Consider the following 15,531-nt stretch of genomic DNA (forward strand, 5'->3'; position numbering starts at 1 on the left):
TGTTTTGAAAACTGAATAATAATGAGCCTTTCGTTCACGATTGGAGAATGATGTGGATCTGGTTCAGCTGGAAATCTTCAAAGCCGTGGCCGAGCACGGCAGCATCAGCGTCGCGGCCCAGCATATTCACCGGGTACCGTCGAACTTGACCACGCGTATCAAGCAACTGGAGACCGATCTTGGCGTCGAGTTGTTTATCCGCGAAAAAAGCCGGCTGCGGCTGTCGCCGGCGGGCTGGACCTTTCTTGATTACACCTGGCGCATTCTCACTCTGGTTGAAGAAGCGCGCATGACCGTGGCAGGCGAGGAGCCTCGCGGGCCGTTTTCCCTAGGTTCGCTAGAAAGCACGGCGGCGGTGCGTATTCCGGCATTGCTGGCTGCCTACAACCAGCAATACAGCAAGGTTGAACTGGATCTTTCCACCGGGCCTTCAGGGGCGATGATCGACGGTGTGGTGTCCGGACGCCTGGTGGCGGCTTTCGTCGACGGCCCGGTGCTGCACCCGGCGCTGGATGGGGTTCCGGTGTTCGAGGAAGAAATGGTGCTGATCGCGCCGCTCAACCATGGACCGATCAAGCGTGCCCAGGACGTCAACGGCGAGAACATCTACGCGTTCCGCTCCAATTGCTCCTACCGCCATCATTTCGAGCGTTGGTTCAATACCGATGAGGCGATGCCAGGCAAGATTTTCGAGATCGAGTCGTACCACGGAATGCTTGCCTGCGTCAGCGCCGGTGCGGGCCTGGCACTGATGCCGCGGAGTATGTTGGAGAGTATGCCGGGCTGCGCCACGGTCAGTGTCTGGCCGTTGTCGGAGGAATTTCGTTACCTCAATACCTGGCTGGTATGGCGGCGCGGCACGGTGTCGCAGAGCTTGTCGAGCTTCGTCGCACTGCTTGAATCACGTCGGCGTAAAAACAGCGAAGACAACGGTGAAATTCGCGGTAAAAAAGCAATGATTGATTAGACTCTACCTACCACTTTCGCTTTATTGCGTTTCGGAGCAGCCATGCTTGATTACTTTGCATTAGGTGTGTTGATTTTTGCTGGGTTGGTGTTGTTCTACGGCATTATCGTCCTTCATGACATTCCCTACGAAATCGCTGTTCATCGCAATCATCCGCATCAGGATGCCATTCATGCGACCGGGTGGGTCAGTCTGTTCACTTTGCATGCGCTTTGGCCGTTCCTGTGGATCTGGGCCATGCTCTACCGTGAGGATCGCGGCTGGGGAATAGGTGCCGGCAACCAATCCCCGGCGGCCGACCTGCAGCGCCAATTGCTGGAGTTGCAACAGCGCGTGGCACATTTGGAGGCGAGCCAGGCAAAGACTGGGAATGCTCCGATTGAAACCGGCGGGGGTAACTAGCCTATGGACCTGTTACTTATCCTCACCTACGCCGCCATTTGCGTTGCCATCTTCAAACTGTTTCGCATTCCCCTGAACAAATGGACCGTGCCTACTGCAGTGCTCGGCGGCGTATTAATTGTCGGCGCGCTGATTTTTACCATGAACTACAACCACCCTTATTCGGAGGTGGCGCGGTCTTATTTTGTCTCGGTACCGGTGGTGCCGGTGGTCTCCGGTAAAGTGATTGAGGTGCCGGTACAAGGCAACGAATTGCTGGACAAGGGTGATGTGTTGTTTCGCATTGACCCGGCGCCGTTCGAGTACCGGCTCAAGTCGCTCAAGGCCCAGCAGTTGGCCGCCAGGGGTGACCTGTCGCGGATGAGCGAGTTGATCAAGCGCAACTTTGGTACGCGCCGTGAACTGGAGGCTGCCATCGCTCGGGTTGATGACTTGCAGGCGCAGATCGGCAATGCTCAGTTCGAGTTGGATAACACGGTGGTGCGGGCACCGAGTAAGGGTTTCGTGACTCATGTGTCGTTGCGCCCGGGGATGATGGCGACCCGGCTGCCGTTGCGGCCGTCGATGGTGTTCATTCCTCAGGAGGGGCAGTATTTTGCCGCCTGGATGCGGCAAAACAGCTTGTTGCGTCTGGTCGCGGGTGATGAGGCGGAGGTCGCCTTCGATGGTATTCCTGGCAAGGTGTTCAAGGGCCAGGTGACGAATGTGATTACGGTGATTGCCGAGGGTCAGGTGCAGCCTTCGGGGACGTTGATCGGTTATACCGGGTCACCGCCTGCCGGGCGGGTGCCGGTGATTATCGAGATTACCGACCCGGCGTTTGCGCCGTACAAGGATCAGATGCCGGGCGGGGCTTATGGGCAGGCGGCGGTCTACAGCAAGCATTTCGAGCACATTGGTACGATGCGCAAGATTCTGTTGCGGATGGCGGCTTGGATGAACTACATCTTTCCGTTCCATTGATAGACCGGTGGTAGGCCCCCTTGGGTGGGGGCCTTGTGGTCTTCAGGCGAAAATGTGCTCGATCTTTGCCTCAGTTTCTCCCGAACATTGTCACCACGCAGGCTCCGCCTAGTCCCAGGTTATGTTGCAAACCGATGTTCAACCCTTCAACCTGACGGGCGCCGGCGCTGCCGCGCAGTTGATGGGTCAGTTCATAGCATTGTGCAAGCCCGGTGGCACCCAGCGGATGGCCTTTCGATAGGAGCCCGCCAGAGGGGTTGGTCACTACTCGGCCGCCATAGGTGTTGTCGCCATCAAGAATGAATTTCTCGGCACCACCGATTGGACACAAGCCGAGCGCTTCGTAGGTCAGCAGTTCGTTGTGGGCAAAACAGTCATGCAGTTCTACCGCACGAATGTCCTGCGGGCCGATACCTGCTTGCTCATAGACCTTCTGCGCAGCCGCCTGCGCCATCTGGAAGCCAACGTAGCTGATCATCGAGGGCGGCTCGAAAGACTCGACCGGGTCTGTGGTCAAGGCCTGGGCAAGGATGGCCACGTCGCTGCGCAAGCCATGGCGGCGGGCGAATTTTTCACTGCAGACAATCGCCGCCGCCGCGCCGCAGGTCGGCGGGCATGCCATCAGCCGGGTCATGACGCCAGGCCACATCACCTGGTCGTTCATCACGTCTTCGACAGTCAGCTCCTTGCGGAACAAGGCCAGGGGATTGTTGACCGCGTGACGGCTGGCCTTGGCGCGGATAGCTGCGAAGGTTTCCAGTTTGGTGCCGTACCTGATCATGTGTTCACGACCAGCGCCGCCAAAAGTACGCAGCGTGCCGGGTAGATCGCCGGCATCGGCGGTCAGTTCGTTCAGAATTGGAAGGAACGGTTCACGAGGCACCGGACGATCATCCCAGTTCGATTTCAGTGCGCCCGGGCGCATCTGCTCGAAGCCCAGGGCAAGCGCGCAATCGACTTCACCGTTCATGACTGCGGCACGGGCCAGGTACAGTGCAGTCGAGCCGGTGGAGCAGTTGTTGTTGACGTTGATGATAGGGATGGCAGTGCGGCCAACCTGGTAGATCGCCGACTGGCCGCAGGTGGAGTCGCCATAAACGTAGCCGGCAAATGCCATCTGCACGAGGTCGTAACTGATACCGGCGTCTTTAAGCGCCTGGCGCAACGCTTCTGCGCCCATCTCGGTGTAACTTGCGCTGGCACCTGGTTTGGTGAAGGGAATCATGCCGACGCCGGCTACGATGACTTTCTCTTTCATGGGGCTGTTCTCACAAGGTTCGCAATAGCGAAGCGGATGGTTGAAAAACCCGCCTGCGCCAACAGGCGCAGATCGGGTGCTGCTCTGTCTACAGGCTGGGGTCGGTCAGACCTTTCCAAAAGCCGGCGCTGCCTGCCGCGATGGCCGATTCACCCAATACCTGGGCCCATTGAGTGTCGCTGCCGAACTCATCGCGCCAGGACCACAGTCGGCGCGTGGCGAAATGTAGGCTGTGCTCATGGGTGAAACCGATGGCGCCGAATACCTGATGAGCCACCGAGCAGGCCAGGCTTGCCGCTTCACCCGCGCAGACTTTGGCGACTGCGGTATCGAACACCAGCCTGTGAGGCTGATGGGCGAACGCATCGGTGGCACTGCCCAATGCAACGTGGCAGGCCATGCGTGCAGCGCCGGTGGCGCCAGCCAATTGCGCCAAGTACTGCTGCAGCACTTGTTGCTTGCCGATCGGTTTGCCGAACTGCACGCGTTCGTTGGCGTACGCCACCGTCTTGTCCAGAACCGCCTCCAGGGCGCCGACCAGGACACAAGCACGCAGCATCGCACCTAGCGTCCAGACCGGTTCGTCGATGCCATCCAGGCGCAATTCACCCAGTGCCTGGCTGGGGGCGTCGCTGAAGCTGAGCGTATCCATCGGTTCGCTGGCAAAGTTGCTGGCGGGAGCAACGACGACAGCCGCTTGTTTCAGATCGACCAGTGCCAAGCGCTTGCCGACTGCTACCACCGCCCAACGACATTCGCGTCCCCAGGGCACGTTGACGGCGCGGCCGTGCAGTTCTCCCTTGGCCGTCAGGCGCAGGTCGTTCTGGCGGCCCACCTGGATCACTGTCAAAGGACCTTCCGGCACTTGCAGCCCGGCGTGCGCCAAGAGCGCGCTGGCAAGCAGGCTCTCTGCCAACGGCAGTGGCACTTGCCAGTAACCGAGCGCGCGCAGGATCGGGCTTACTTCCAGCCAGGAGGCGTCGCTGCCGCCCAATGCCTCGGGTGCCAACGCGTTGGGCAGGCCGAGTTCACTGACCAGTTGCCACAGCGCCTTGGCCGGTTCACCGGCGTCGAAGCGGGCTAGCAGGGCAGGGGTAACCTGTTCGGCGAACAGACTCTCGACACTGTGAGAAATCAGACGCTGTAGTTCCGACCTTGCCTCAAAGGCATTCATCAAAGCGTTCATCGCAGTCCAAGACCTCTGGCAATAATGCCGCGCAGGATTTCGCGTGTACCACCGCGTAAGGAGAAGGAGGGTGCTGTCTGAGTGACGTAGCGCATCACCTGATCAAGGTTGGAGCCACGCGTGCGACTGCCACCAAACAGCGTGTGGGCGATGTCCGGCAGGGACTGTTCCAGCAATGCGCCCTGATCCTTGACCAATGCAGCCGGGATCGCTGGGTTTTCGCCACGAGCGAGCATGCCGGCAACCCCCAGGGACATCTGGCGCAGCACCGCATACCGTGCCGCTACACGCCCGAGGGTTACGGCTTGGTGGGTGTCTTGCGGGTTGGCGCTGTCGAGCATTTCCATGTACAGCTGCGTGCTGGAGAGGTATCGCTCCGGGCCGCTGCGCTCCAAGGCCAGTTCGGCGCCGACCTGCTTCCAGCCATCCCCGGGATTACCAATGACGAAATCGTCGGCAACGAAGACGTTGTCCAGGAACACTTCATTGAAATCATGCTCGCCGAGCATGTTGTGGATTGGTCGTACAGTGATACCGGACGACTGCATGTCGATCAGAAACTGCGACAGGCCGGCGTGACGATCCTGCTCGTCACGCGGCGCGGTTCGCAGCAACGTGACCATGTACTGCGCCCGTTGCGCGCCGGTGGTCCAGATTTTCTGGCCGCTGACGCGCCAGCCGCCCTCGACTTTCACGGCGCGCGTTCGGACCGCTGCGAGGTCGGAGCCCACGTCCGGTTCGCTCATGCCGATGCCGCAGTAAAGAGTGCCGCGGGCGATCTGCGGGCAAATCCTTGGCGCCAGTACGTCAGGGGAAAACTTCATCAGCAGCGGACCGCTCTGGCGTTCGGCAATCCAGTGGGCGTTGACCGGTGCACCGGCCGCCAGTAGCTCCTCCAGCACCACGTAGCGCTCCAGGGCACTACGCTGATGGCCGCCATAGCGCTTGGGCCAGGTCATGCCCAACCAGCCGCGCTCGCCAAGCGTGCGGCTGAACGCTTCGTCGGCGCCGTTCCAGTTCCTGGCCCGCTCGGCGGGAGACAAGTTTTTCAGGGCGTCGGCGAGAAATGCGCGCACTTCAGCGCGCAGGACGTGAGTATCAGGGTCGAGTCGACACGGTTGAATATCGAGAGCCTGCATGGACGTAGTCTCGTAGGATTGGGTTATTTACTTGCTTGTCAGCCAGCAAGTAAATAACCTAGCAGCATCCAACGACGCCCAGCAAGCGCGAATTATCCAAAGGAGCTTTCCAATGACCGATGTTTTCACACCAGGACGCGGCCTCAGTCTTGAGCTGAGCGGCCCTATCGCCACCTTGACCTTCAGCCGTCCGCCGCTGAATTTCTTTGACGATGAATTGATCCGAGACCTGGTCGCTGCCTTGGAGCATCTGGACCAGTTGCCCGCCTGCCGGGTGACGCTCCTGCAGGCTGATGGCAAGACCTTCTGTGCCGGAGCCGATTTTTCCGGGTCTGCGCAAAGTGACCCGCAGTTCCCACGCCGCTTATACAAATTTGCCGTACGCCTGTTCCGGGTACGCAAGCCGGTGATCACCGTGGTCGAGGGCGCTGCAATTGGTGGGGGCTTGGGTTTGGCGCTGTTTGGTGACTTCCGCGTCACCAGCAGCCGGGCGCGCTTCTCGGCGAACTTCAATCGCCTGGGTATTCATCAGGGCTTTGGCCTGTCCGTGACCCTGCCACGCCTGGTCGGGGTCCAGAAGGCTTCATTGCTGATCGCTACTGCTCGGCGTATTGACGGTGTCGAAGCGGTACGCATCGGGCTTGCAGATGTACTTGCCGAACCGGGCGAGGAGCGGCAAGCTGCGCGGGCGCTGGCTGAAGAGATTGCCCTCTGTGCCCCCCATGCAGTGATGTCCAGCCGGGAAACCCTGCGCATGGGCCTTGCCGATGCGGTGGACGCGATCATTGACCGCGAAGCGGGCGAGCAGGAGTGGCAGATCGTCATGGACGATTTTGTCGAGGGCAACCTCGCCATGGCCGAGCGCCGCGACCCCGTGTTTACAGGCAAGTAAGGATTTACCGATGAGCAACACCGATCAGACCCCATCGCGCCGCACCCAGATCGAGCGCCGTGCCGAAGCCGAGCAGCGCCTGCTGCAGGCGGCCAGGCGTATCGTCGCGCGCAAGGGCTGGGTCGGCATGACCCTCGCCGAAGTCGGAGAAGAAGCAGGCTACAGTCGGGGCCTGGCGACCCATCACTTTGGCAACAAGGCCGGGTTGCTGCGGGCGCTGGCCGGTTTCGTCAATGCCAGCTTCATGAATATGGTCGAGTCACAGGTGCCTGAGCGCCAGCCGGGGCTTGCCACGTTGCTCGGGTTCATCGGGGTTTACCTGGGGCGCGCCGATACCGACTGGGTCAACACCCGGGCATTGTTGGCATTGATGGCCGAGGCGGTGACCGAAGATTCGGAAACCGTCGAAGTGCTCAGTTCGTACAACCGGGCGGTGCAGGACTACCTGGCGCGACAGGTGCGTACCGGCATCAGCAACGGCGAAATACGTGCCGACGCGGATCCGCTGGCCACCGCCACCCTGGTGCTTGGGGCGATGCGCGGGATGATGATGCAGTTCTTGCTCGACCCCAAGGCGGTGGACCTGGCCAGCTTTCAGAAGCAACTGCTCGATTTCATTCATGCCTCGCTGGTACCGCGTTCCTAGCCTTGAGCGTGCCGGGGGGGCTCACAGGTCCGTCGACACGCTTTAGCTTTACCCCTATAGCGCTTAGAAATGCCACTCCATGTGCAGTGTCGGGGCATGGGTATTGACGCCCGGTTTATGCATCGCACCGTACTTGTGGTGCCACCACTCATAGCCAGGGCCGACCCAGAGCGTGTTCGCCGTTCCCCAAGCCAGTTTGCCGACATCAACCATCAATGCGCCACGTATCAGGCTTTCCTCGCCGGTGTCGTCGTTGAAATAGTCCTTGCCCTTGGCCGTCTTGTAACTGGCGAATCCGTGGAACTTCCACGCAGCCTCGCCAAGTTGGAAGGGGTAACCCCAGGCGAGATGAATGACGTAGTAGGGATCGAATTCGATATTTTCTGTTTTGCACGCGGACAGGCCGCAGTGGTTCCATTCCATCGAATACAGCAGGCTCAGGTCCAGATAGCCGGGCACATCGAACTTGAGCGTGGGCCCGATCAGCAATTGGCGTTTGCGAGTGGAAAAGTCGTTGTTCTTGTAGTTCAGTTCAATACCGCCGGTCAGGGCTATGTCCTTGATCGGGCCATAGCGCAGTGAACGGTCGAACACCTTGCTCAGGAACACTTGATGGCGATAGACCAGGTACGCCTCGACGGCGCCGGAGTCGCTGTCCTTTTTCGGGTCATTGCTGTCGGACTTGAGCACGTCCAGGTTGAAGAAATTAGCGCCCCATTCATTTCCACTGCTGTGGCCAAGCTGGTAGATCTCCTTCTGGATTTTCTTGTCCACGGGTGGCTCGCTGTAATGCTCACCGTAGCGAAAGCCGACAAAGGTGTCGCTCCACTGCGCCGCATTGGCGACAACAGCAGTGCTGCACAGGGTTAAAGCGCTCAGTACCTTGCAAATGCGTTGTTGTAATTGTTGTGCGTTCATCGAGGTGCATTTCCGATGGCTTGCCAGCTGCACAGCTCGTGCGCCGCTGGCGTTGGGGAAGGACGGTACGGTCGGGCCCAGGTTTTCTCCGGGCGAGCAGTCCCGAGCCGACAGGCAAACTGTCGGGCAGTACGCTTGCGATTTCAGCGCGTGATGATCAAGAGGTAGCGTTTTGCGTGGGCTCCAAGGGCGTTGCGTGGATGCCCTGTGGTGCTTCGGCATGCGGCATGAAGAACATGATCAGCATGCCAACTGCAAAGAATCCGGCGCATACCAGCAGTCCCAGCGCCAGGCTATAGCTGGTTGCAATGCCGCTGAGCAGCAACGGTGCGAATGCGGCAAGGCCGCGACCGAAGTTGAAACAGAAACCGGCGCCGATGGTACGAACCCGTACCGGGTAAAGAGCACTGAAATACGAGGCGAACAGGCTGGCAAAGGCGTAGAAGAAGGCGTACACCGGGCCGAGCCAGAACAGAATCTGGTTATCGGTGGTTAAGGCGTAGATTGCCAGCATCACTGAACTGCCCAGCAGCGACAGCAGCGTGGCATTGCGCTTGCCGATACGGTCAGCGAACAAACCGAAGGCGTTGATGCCGATAAATGCGCCAATGTTCATGATGGTCATGAAGTGCGCCATCATCCCGATCTCCAAGCCGCGCTCGTGCACAAGATAGGTTGGCAACCAGGTACTGGCCCCCCAGAAGCCGATCACCGAACAACTTGCCGCAGCGGTGCCAAGCAGGGTCAGGCGCAGCAAGCCTGGGGCGAAGATTTCTCGCACCGAAGCATTGCGAGGGGCATCGGCACAGGGGCTGGCGATCGCTTTTTGTGCCTTCCATTCGGGGGACTCTGGAACGAAGAACCACAGGTACAGCACAGGGATAAGCGTCGAGATGCCCGCGGCAAGGAACAGCACGTGCCAATCCGGCAGCAAAGCCTTGCCAACCAGCGCGGCGATTGCTGCGCCGATGGGAAACGAACTGAGCACAAAGCCTGTGGCGCGGGCACGTTGGTGCGCAGGCCAGGTTTCGGCAATGTAGGCCGACACAATCCCCCACACGCCACCCAGGCCCAGGCCCGAGAAAAAGCGTAGCACCAGTAACAGGTACCAGTTGCTGGTGGACGCCACGGCCATGGTCAGTGCGCCAAAGCTTATCAGTGACAGCAGCAGGGCCTTGCGCCGGCCGAAGTTGTCCGAGTACCAGCCCGTGGTAATGCTACTGAAGCCGATGCCAAGCAATGTCGCCGAAGCGAGCATGCCCGCTTGAGCAATGGACAGGCCCAGATCCTGCTGGATTATCGGCAAGGCGATGGTCAGCAGAATGATTTCCATCGCGTCGAACAGATAGGCGAGGAAGCCACCGACAAGCACATGCCATTTCGAAATGTTCTGCATGGTGTGTCTCCGTCAGCGGTCGAACCAAGGTGTGGAAGGGAGGGTTGGGTGGGTATGCCGCATGGTGTTCTCCTTGTTTTTGTTGTGAACGACATGGCGCGCTTGGCTGTGCGCAGAGCGCAGGCTTTTACAGCAGGGCACAACTCTCGTCGAAACTCAGTCGCGGACTGCGTGGGAACAGCTTCGAGGGATCGCCGTAGCCGATGTTGCAGAGAAAATTGGTGCTTATCTGCTGGCCGGGAAAGCGGGTGCTACCTGCAAAGAATTCGGCGTCGACCTGCTCATGGTCGAAGCCGGACATCGGTCCGCAGTCAAGACCCAGTGCCCGTGCGGCAAGAATCAGATAGGCACCCTGCAGGGCGCTGTTTCGCAGCGCAGTGGCATGGATTGCCTGCGGTTGCGCGGCGTACCAGTCGCGCATGCCCGGGTTATGTGGAAACAGGCGTGGTAGCTGCTCGTGGAAGTTGACGTCATAGCCGATGATCGCGGTGACCGGGGCATTGAGGGTTTTTTCAACGTTGCCCGCGGCTAGCGCAGGCAGCAGTCGCGCCTTGGCGTGGGCGCTACGCAGAAAGATAATACGCGCCGGGCAGCCGTTGGTACTGGTCGGCCCCCAGCGCATCAGGTCGTAGATAGCACGCAGGGTGTCGTCGTCTACAGCCTTGTCGAGCCAGCCATTGTGGCTGCGGGCACTGCGAAACAGCTGGTCGAGGGCGTGGTTGGACAATGTTTCATTCATGGCAGAACTCCTGTGATGCTCAGCGGCTGCGGCGTTGGCGTTCGGCCAGCGATCGTGGTGCGACGGTCTCGCTTTCATCGCTGCCACCGAGGAAGTACTCCACCGACATGGGCGGTCCCCACTGGTACAGGCTGGAATCGCAGGCCTGGGTGCAGTTCATGGGTGAGGCATGATTGAACAGGTCACCGTCGGTGAAGTGCTCGATGAGGTTGCCCGACGGGTCGCGCCAGTAATCGAATATCTGGCTGCCAAGCACATGGCGGCCAACGCCCCAGAAAGGGGTCCAGCCTTGATCGTCCATCCACTCATGGCCCAGGCATTGCGCATCGAAGTCTTGAACCTCGAAGGAGGCGTGGTGCACAACATCACGGTTGGCCTGGAACAGCGCAATGGTGTGATGGTCGGTCCACTGGCTGCCCCGATTCAGGCGCAGGAATGCCGCAGAGGGGCAGCCCTGCTCATTGCCCTCGACGATCAGATCGGATGGCAACATGCCCAGCACGTTTCGGTACCAGGCAATCATGCTGGGCATGTCGGCGACGCCAATGGCCACATGGCCCAGTCGCATGACCTGTGCCGGACCCTTGCCGGGTCGCTGCACATCGCCGAAGCGGCGCTTTTCGACCGCCGAGTTGAGTACCAGCGCGGAGCGTTGTGTCAGGGCCTGGACTGGCTCGATACCCTGCACCAGTTCGATGCGACGCCCGCAGGGGTCTTGCAGTGCCACAAAATGACCACCGCCGGGGTGCTCCAGCGCCTGGATCGATGAGGCTCCTGGCAAGCGTTCGGCGAACTGCAGGTCGGCGAACGACTCGACGGCAAACGCGATGGCGCCCAAGGCCGGCGTGTCAGCGCGCTCGGCAATGTAGACATAGGGCAGCGGCCCGGTACCACGCAGGTAAAGCCGGTGTTTGCTGCGGTGACAGACGGTCAGGCCGAAGTCGAGCAGAAAGCGTTCAAGCAGGTCGAGATCGGCATGCCGGTAGACCACATGATTGATGTCTTTGATGTGCAGCATGGCTGCGTCTCCTCAGCCCAGGGCCGACGATTTATTCGGGCGTTCGCTGGCAAGGAGGCTTTCTCCAGGCAGCCGCAAGCGCGAACCGCAAATCGGTCCGGGCGTGGGCAGCCGGGGTCACGGCGCGGCGAGGCCGACCGTGAAACTCCCGCCTGTCTAAGGCGAACGGGGTTGGACTAGTTTTTCAAGCGCGACCTCAGGCAGGCGGCGTCTCAGCGGCGATGGGGTTGACCAAGGTGCCGAGCCCTTCGATCTCCACGGTGCAGACATCACCTGGCTTCATGAACAACATCGGGCGGCGAGCCCAGCCAATGCCGGCGGGTGTACCGGTAACGATGACATCGCCCGGTTCGAGGGTGACGGCTTCGCTGAGTACGGCGATCAGATGCGCCACATCAAAGACCATGTCGGCAGTATTACCATGCTGTTCAATCTTGCCGTTCAGGCGAGTCGTCAGCGACAGGCCACGGGCACCGGGCGGCAACTCATCAGCGCTGACGAAGACCGGGCCAAACGCGCCGGTGGCGTCGAAGTTCTTGCCAATGGTCCATTGCGGCGACTTGAACTGGTAATCACGCACCGAGGCCTCGTTGAAGATCGAGTAGCCGGCAACGTGTTGCAAGGCCTGTTCTTGCGCGATATGGCGACCTCGGGTGCCAATGATCACTGCCAACTCGCCTTCGTAGTCCAGTTGCTCGGACACCTGTGGACGGACAATGGCCTCGCCGTGGCCAATCAGTGTTGTGGAAAAACGGGGGAAGAACGTCGGGTAGGTCGGCTGGTCGTACGGGCTTTCCTTGGTGTGGTCGGCATAGTTCAGGCCAACACAGACGATCTTGCCTGGGCGTTCGATGGGGGGCAGATGCCGAATGCGCCCGCTGTCGAGCAAGGGCGCTGTGCTCAACTTCTGGTGAGCATGCTGCAGCGCCTGCAGCCCACCACTGAGCAGGTCGAACAGCGAGCCCGGGTAGCCTGGCAGGTTTTCAGTGAGGCCGCGCAGACCGCTTTCGGTCTCCACGGCCAGGCCCTTGAGAGCACCTTCGGCAAAAGTGACAAAACGCATGATCCATACCTCGCTGTTATTATTTTTCAAGGTTTAAGTAAACGGTACCGTACCGTACCGTTATGCGAAGATTCCCATTGCGGTCCGCGTCTGTCAATGCCATTGCCAGGAAGTGTTTTGCATAAAAATGCAGGATAGATATGCATTTTTATCGACAAAGTGGAACGCCTACCGCAGGGCAGGTAGGCTTAGCGCGCAGCGATTGCGTATGGAACTGACAGAGGTGCTACTTGAGCGAGCGGGTGGAAAGTAAGCGGCAAGTCGAAAAGAGGGAGGGCATTCTCGCCACAGCGACGGAAATGTTCCTTGAAGAAGGTTATGCCGGGGTCAGTGTCGACGCCATCATCGCCCGCATCGGCGGCTCCAAGCGTACGGTGTATGCCTACTTCGGAGACAAGGACGGCTTGTTTGCGGCCATTATCGCCCGTCTGTGCGAGCAGATCGTCAACCCACTCACGCACATGGACCTCACCTGCAAGCCGTTGGCGCAGGCATTGCGCACCATTGCCGAAACCTTCCTGGAGGTGATTCTTTCGCCACGAACGATCGCCATGCACCGGCTGATCGTCGCCGAAGCACTGCGTGCGCCGGAAGCTGCACGGGCGTTTTTCGAGGCGGCACCCGGCGCAGCCTACGGCTGTTTGCTTGATTATTTTGTCTGGGCCGAGAAAGACGGGATCGTCCGGGCGGGAGACGCCCAGACCCGAGCAGTGTTGTTTCTTGATGCTCTGACCGGTGATTTTCAGTTGCGCTGCTTGCTGGGGTTGATGGATATCCCTTCGCAGGTGGATCAACAGCGGCGGGTGGACGAGGCCATCGCTATATTTCTGCGTGGCCTGCAACCAGGAAATGGGGGCAATGCCTGATCAATCCTGCACCGATGTTTCAGTGGGCCGATGAAGCTCAATCCTGGTCATCCGCTGGCACACCTGCGCTGAACACGATGCGGCCGCTGCTCAAAGCCAGGTAGAGCGCCTCCAGCGCGCGGGCATCGTGGTGCATATGAATGGCGATATCGTCGAGGCGATGGGTGAGCCTTGGCGCCAGGCCAAGGCGGCGTATTTCCAGCAACAGTTCTGCCGCCGCTTCGTCATTGAACGAAGCGCTTCTGATTGTGCGCAAAAGTTCACCGTGGCTAGTCATGTGCGGTCTCCACAGCGAATGCCCCAGGAGGGGCATTCGCTTCGCTGATTTCAGAACAGTTTGAGGAAGTTGATATAAAGCCGTGGCGCCTTGCCGTTATCGTTATCAAGCTCTTCAGCAGAGACCGAACGGGTCAGCGGGAAGGCGATTTCCGGGGAAACGAAAGTGTCCTTGAACACCTGCAAATGAGCCCCTACGCCCGCTGAGGACAAGCTCTGAGTCGGGACCCAATAGGGCTCTTCGTTCCACACTTTGCCAAAGTCCCAGAACGCGTAGTACTGGGTGGGTACGGCGTAGTCTTTGAAGGCGTGGATGCGGTTGTATTGCAGTTCGGTCTTGACTGCAAAGCCACGGTCACCGGTGATTTCCGAAGGGTCATAGCCGCGGCCGAACTCGCTGCCGCCCACACCGAATTGTTCCGGCGACAGCAGGGCTTGGCCAAAGGATGTCTGCGCAGTGGCGGCCATGTACAGGTTCAGCCCGTCCATGAGGCGGCTCAGGTCTTGCAGCCGTTGCGCGTCCAGCTGGAGTTTGCTGAAGTCGGTTTCACCCCCTTCGCGGGACGGGTTCTGCCGGCTTTCGCTGCTGGCGCCCATCACTGCCAGGCCTTTGCTCAGTTCGAGCTTGGCGAGGTTTTTGCCGCCGTAGCTATCGACGAAGTCATAGCTTGCACCCAGGCGTATCGCCCGAATGCGGTCGTCGCTGGAAGGTGGCAGATCAGCGTCGTCGAGGTACTCGGACTTGCCGTTGAAGTAGGTGAACGCCGCCGACGTCTTGAACGTACTGTCGCGCTGACGAATCCATGGCCGCGTGATACGCACGGCCAAGGTGTCACCGGAGCTGTTGGCATTGAGGAACGAATAGGTGTCGGCGTGGCCATCGTTATGTTGGGCCAGTACGCTGAGGACATCGCCTTGGCTGCCAACCGGCAACTCATACTGGCCCTCGAAGAAGGTCATCTTGTTGCCTTCCACCGACCGGCCGGCGCGGATGCCCAAATGGTCGCCGTTGCCAGTAAGGTCGTTGACACCAATGCCGCCATAGACCTGCCAGGGCCCGAAGTAGCGGCTGTCTCGGTTGTCGAAACCGATGAAACCTTCGTACTTGCGCAGCTGGTTTTCTACCGTCAGTTCAGTACCGGCCTGCAGCGGTGATGCCTGCAAGGCACCGCGGCTTTCGTTACCGGACACATCGTTCATCAGCAGCAAGTTGCGCTCGATGGTGGCGCTTTTCGGTGGGGTTTGCTGGCGAATGTTTTCGGCGTAGCGCTCCAGTGCCTTGTTGCTTGGGCCGCTGAAGCTGACCTGGTTGATTTTGCCTTCGAACACCTGAATCGTCAGCTTGCCGCCTTCCAGGCGTTGCTGTGGAACAAAGGCCTTGGCCAGCAAAAAACCGGCCTTGCGATAACGCTGGGTGATGGTGTCCACCACGGCGTTGATCTCGGCAAGGTTGACGCTGTTGCCCTCCAGGCGCGCAAGCACCGGCTTGAAGGTGCCGGCAGGGTAGCTGTCAGCACCGATCAGGGTGACGCTGTTGACCTTGAATCGTGACAGGTTCGCTGGCAGTGCAGTCATTTCTTCGGGCAACTGTTCCAGCTGCGGGGTGACGGTGGTTTCACGTAGCTCCAGCGTTTCAGGCATCTGCGTGGGCGAGTTGCGCATCCCGCTGCGGTCGGGAACTTCGATCCGGCCGGGGTTGAGTTGCCCCAGCGGCGCGGCGTTTACCTGCGCCGACAGCACCAGCAGGCTGGACAGCACTGCCACCGCGATACGGGTCATGCGTGAGGGATAGGATTTCATGA

16 protein-coding genes are annotated in these 15,531 nt (G+C 59.9%); 6 read left to right on the forward strand and 10 right to left on the reverse strand.

The features are described from left to right. Positions 1-52 precede the first annotated feature (52 nt). From ptrR to V0R60_RS01355, 3 genes are read left to right on the forward strand one after another with little or no spacing between them, the layout of a single operon-like run. Entirely contained in the window at positions 53-967 is a 915-nt protein-coding gene (gene ptrR / locus V0R60_RS01345) for a putrescine utilization regulator PtrR (protein ID WP_136476205.1), read from the forward strand. Positions 968-1,009: 42 nt separating this feature from the next. Beyond that, complete coding sequence (locus V0R60_RS01350; RefSeq protein WP_330078594.1) at positions 1,010-1,369, forward strand: DUF3302 domain-containing protein; 360 nt, start codon at positions 1,010-1,012, stop codon at positions 1,367-1,369. A gap of 3 nt (positions 1,370-1,372) precedes the next feature. Further along, positions 1,373-2,332 (forward strand): HlyD family secretion protein, encoded by a 960-nt coding sequence (locus tag V0R60_RS01355; protein WP_136476203.1) that lies wholly within the window; start codon positions 1,373-1,375, stop codon positions 2,330-2,332. 70 nt (positions 2,333-2,402) lie between these two features. Here V0R60_RS01355 and V0R60_RS01360 read toward each other — a convergent pair whose 3' ends face one another. From V0R60_RS01360 to V0R60_RS01370, 3 genes are all read right to left on the reverse strand, one after another. Next, on the reverse strand, positions 2,403-3,590 hold the full coding sequence (locus V0R60_RS01360) for a lipid-transfer protein (RefSeq protein WP_330078593.1): 1,188 nt from the start codon (positions 3,588-3,590) through the stop codon (positions 2,403-2,405). Positions 3,591-3,678: 88 nt separating this feature from the next. After that, positions 3,679-4,764: an acyl-CoA dehydrogenase family protein gene (locus V0R60_RS01365; protein ID WP_330078592.1), complete on the reverse strand. Its 1,086-nt coding sequence runs from the start codon at positions 4,762-4,764 to the stop codon at positions 3,679-3,681. 8 nt (positions 4,765-4,772) lie between these two features. Further along, positions 4,773-5,915, reverse strand: a complete 1,143-nt coding sequence (locus V0R60_RS01370) for an acyl-CoA dehydrogenase family protein (RefSeq protein ID WP_330078591.1) — start codon at positions 5,913-5,915, stop codon at positions 4,773-4,775. A 112-nt stretch (positions 5,916-6,027) separates the two neighbouring features. On the opposite strand from V0R60_RS01370, the gene V0R60_RS01375 reads away from it, so the two are divergent. Continuing rightward, on the forward strand, positions 6,028-6,807 hold the full coding sequence (locus V0R60_RS01375) for an enoyl-CoA hydratase/isomerase family protein (RefSeq protein ID WP_136476199.1): 780 nt from the start codon (positions 6,028-6,030) through the stop codon (positions 6,805-6,807). A 10-nt stretch (positions 6,808-6,817) separates the two neighbouring features. After that, a complete protein-coding gene (locus tag V0R60_RS01380) occupies positions 6,818-7,453 on the forward strand; it encodes a TetR/AcrR family transcriptional regulator (protein ID WP_136476198.1) in 636 nt (211 codons plus the stop codon). A 63-nt stretch (positions 7,454-7,516) separates the two neighbouring features. Here the strand turns inward: V0R60_RS01380 and V0R60_RS01385 are convergent, their stop codons facing one another. From V0R60_RS01385 to V0R60_RS01405, 5 genes are all read right to left on the reverse strand, one after another. After that, positions 7,517-8,371 (reverse strand): hypothetical protein, encoded by an 855-nt coding sequence (locus V0R60_RS01385; RefSeq protein WP_330078590.1) that lies wholly within the window; start codon positions 8,369-8,371, stop codon positions 7,517-7,519. A gap of 157 nt (positions 8,372-8,528) precedes the next feature. Next, positions 8,529-9,767 carry an MFS transporter gene (locus tag V0R60_RS01390; protein ID WP_330078589.1) on the reverse strand — a complete coding sequence of 413 codons (1,239 nt, stop codon included), beginning with the start codon at positions 9,765-9,767 and terminating at the stop codon, positions 8,529-8,531. Positions 9,768-9,894: 127 nt separating this feature from the next. Then, complete coding sequence (locus V0R60_RS01395; RefSeq protein ID WP_203541400.1) at positions 9,895-10,506, reverse strand: malonic semialdehyde reductase; 612 nt, start codon at positions 10,504-10,506, stop codon at positions 9,895-9,897. A gap of 19 nt (positions 10,507-10,525) precedes the next feature. After that, complete coding sequence (locus tag V0R60_RS01400) at positions 10,526-11,524, reverse strand: VOC family protein (protein WP_330078588.1); 999 nt, start codon at positions 11,522-11,524, stop codon at positions 10,526-10,528. 196 nt (positions 11,525-11,720) lie between these two features. Then, positions 11,721-12,587, reverse strand: a complete 867-nt coding sequence (locus V0R60_RS01405; protein ID WP_330078587.1) for a fumarylacetoacetate hydrolase family protein — start codon at positions 12,585-12,587, stop codon at positions 11,721-11,723. Between the two features lie 242 nt (positions 12,588-12,829). On the opposite strand from V0R60_RS01405, the gene V0R60_RS01410 reads away from it, so the two are divergent. Continuing rightward, a complete protein-coding gene (locus V0R60_RS01410; RefSeq protein ID WP_330078586.1) occupies positions 12,830-13,453 on the forward strand; it encodes a TetR/AcrR family transcriptional regulator in 624 nt (207 codons plus the stop codon). A 37-nt stretch (positions 13,454-13,490) separates the two neighbouring features. Here the strand turns inward: V0R60_RS01410 and V0R60_RS01415 are convergent, their stop codons facing one another. Together V0R60_RS01415 and V0R60_RS01420 are read right to left on the reverse strand one after the other, a co-directional pair. Next, positions 13,491-13,730, reverse strand: coding sequence for a hypothetical protein (locus V0R60_RS01415; RefSeq protein ID WP_330078585.1), 240 nt, complete (start codon positions 13,728-13,730; stop codon positions 13,491-13,493). 50 nt (positions 13,731-13,780) lie between these two features. Continuing rightward, the gene (locus V0R60_RS01420) at positions 13,781-15,529 is read right to left on the reverse strand and encodes a ShlB/FhaC/HecB family hemolysin secretion/activation protein (RefSeq protein ID WP_330078584.1); all 1,749 of its coding nucleotides are present in this window, start codon (positions 15,527-15,529) and stop codon (positions 13,781-13,783) included. Positions 15,530-15,531: the final 2 nt, after the last annotated feature.

The organism is Pseudomonas auratipiscis, assembly GCF_036324085.1.
Taxonomy (GTDB): Bacteria; Pseudomonadota; Gammaproteobacteria; order Pseudomonadales; family Pseudomonadaceae; genus Aquipseudomonas; species Aquipseudomonas auratipiscis.

Bases quoted from the DNA above. Each gene is read 5' to 3' on its own strand.
- V0R60_RS01405 (WP_330078587.1), bottom strand. From the start codon at position 12,587: ATGCGTTTTGTCACTTTTGCCGAAGGTGCTCTCAAGGGCCTGGCCGTG.
- V0R60_RS01395 (WP_203541400.1), bottom strand. From the start codon at position 10,506: ATGAATGAAACATTGTCCAACCACGCCCTCGACCAGCTGTTTCGCAGT.
- V0R60_RS01350 (WP_330078594.1), top strand. From the start codon at position 1,010: ATGCTTGATTACTTTGCATTAGGTGTGTTGATTTTTGCTGGGTTGGTG.
- V0R60_RS01360 (WP_330078593.1), bottom strand. From the start codon at position 3,590: ATGAAAGAGAAAGTCATCGTAGCCGGCGTCGGCATGATTCCCTTCACC.
- V0R60_RS01365 (WP_330078592.1), bottom strand. From the start codon at position 4,764: ATGAATGCCTTTGAGGCAAGGTCGGAACTACAGCGTCTGATTTCTCAC.
- V0R60_RS01420 (WP_330078584.1), bottom strand. From the start codon at position 15,529: ATGAAATCCTATCCCTCACGCATGACCCGTATCGCGGTGGCAGTGCTG.
- V0R60_RS01380 (WP_136476198.1), top strand. From the start codon at position 6,818: ATGAGCAACACCGATCAGACCCCATCGCGCCGCACCCAGATCGAGCGC.
- V0R60_RS01375 (WP_136476199.1), top strand. From the start codon at position 6,028: ATGACCGATGTTTTCACACCAGGACGCGGCCTCAGTCTTGAGCTGAGC.
- V0R60_RS01390 (WP_330078589.1), bottom strand. From the start codon at position 9,767: ATGCAGAACATTTCGAAATGGCATGTGCTTGTCGGTGGCTTCCTCGCC.
- V0R60_RS01385 (WP_330078590.1), bottom strand. From the start codon at position 8,371: ATGAACGCACAACAATTACAACAACGCATTTGCAAGGTACTGAGCGCT.
- V0R60_RS01370 (WP_330078591.1), bottom strand. From the start codon at position 5,915: ATGCAGGCTCTCGATATTCAACCGTGTCGACTCGACCCTGATACTCAC.
- V0R60_RS01400 (WP_330078588.1), bottom strand. From the start codon at position 11,524: ATGCTGCACATCAAAGACATCAATCATGTGGTCTACCGGCATGCCGAT.
- V0R60_RS01415 (WP_330078585.1), bottom strand. From the start codon at position 13,730: ATGACTAGCCACGGTGAACTTTTGCGCACAATCAGAAGCGCTTCGTTC.
- V0R60_RS01355 (WP_136476203.1), top strand. From the start codon at position 1,373: ATGGACCTGTTACTTATCCTCACCTACGCCGCCATTTGCGTTGCCATC.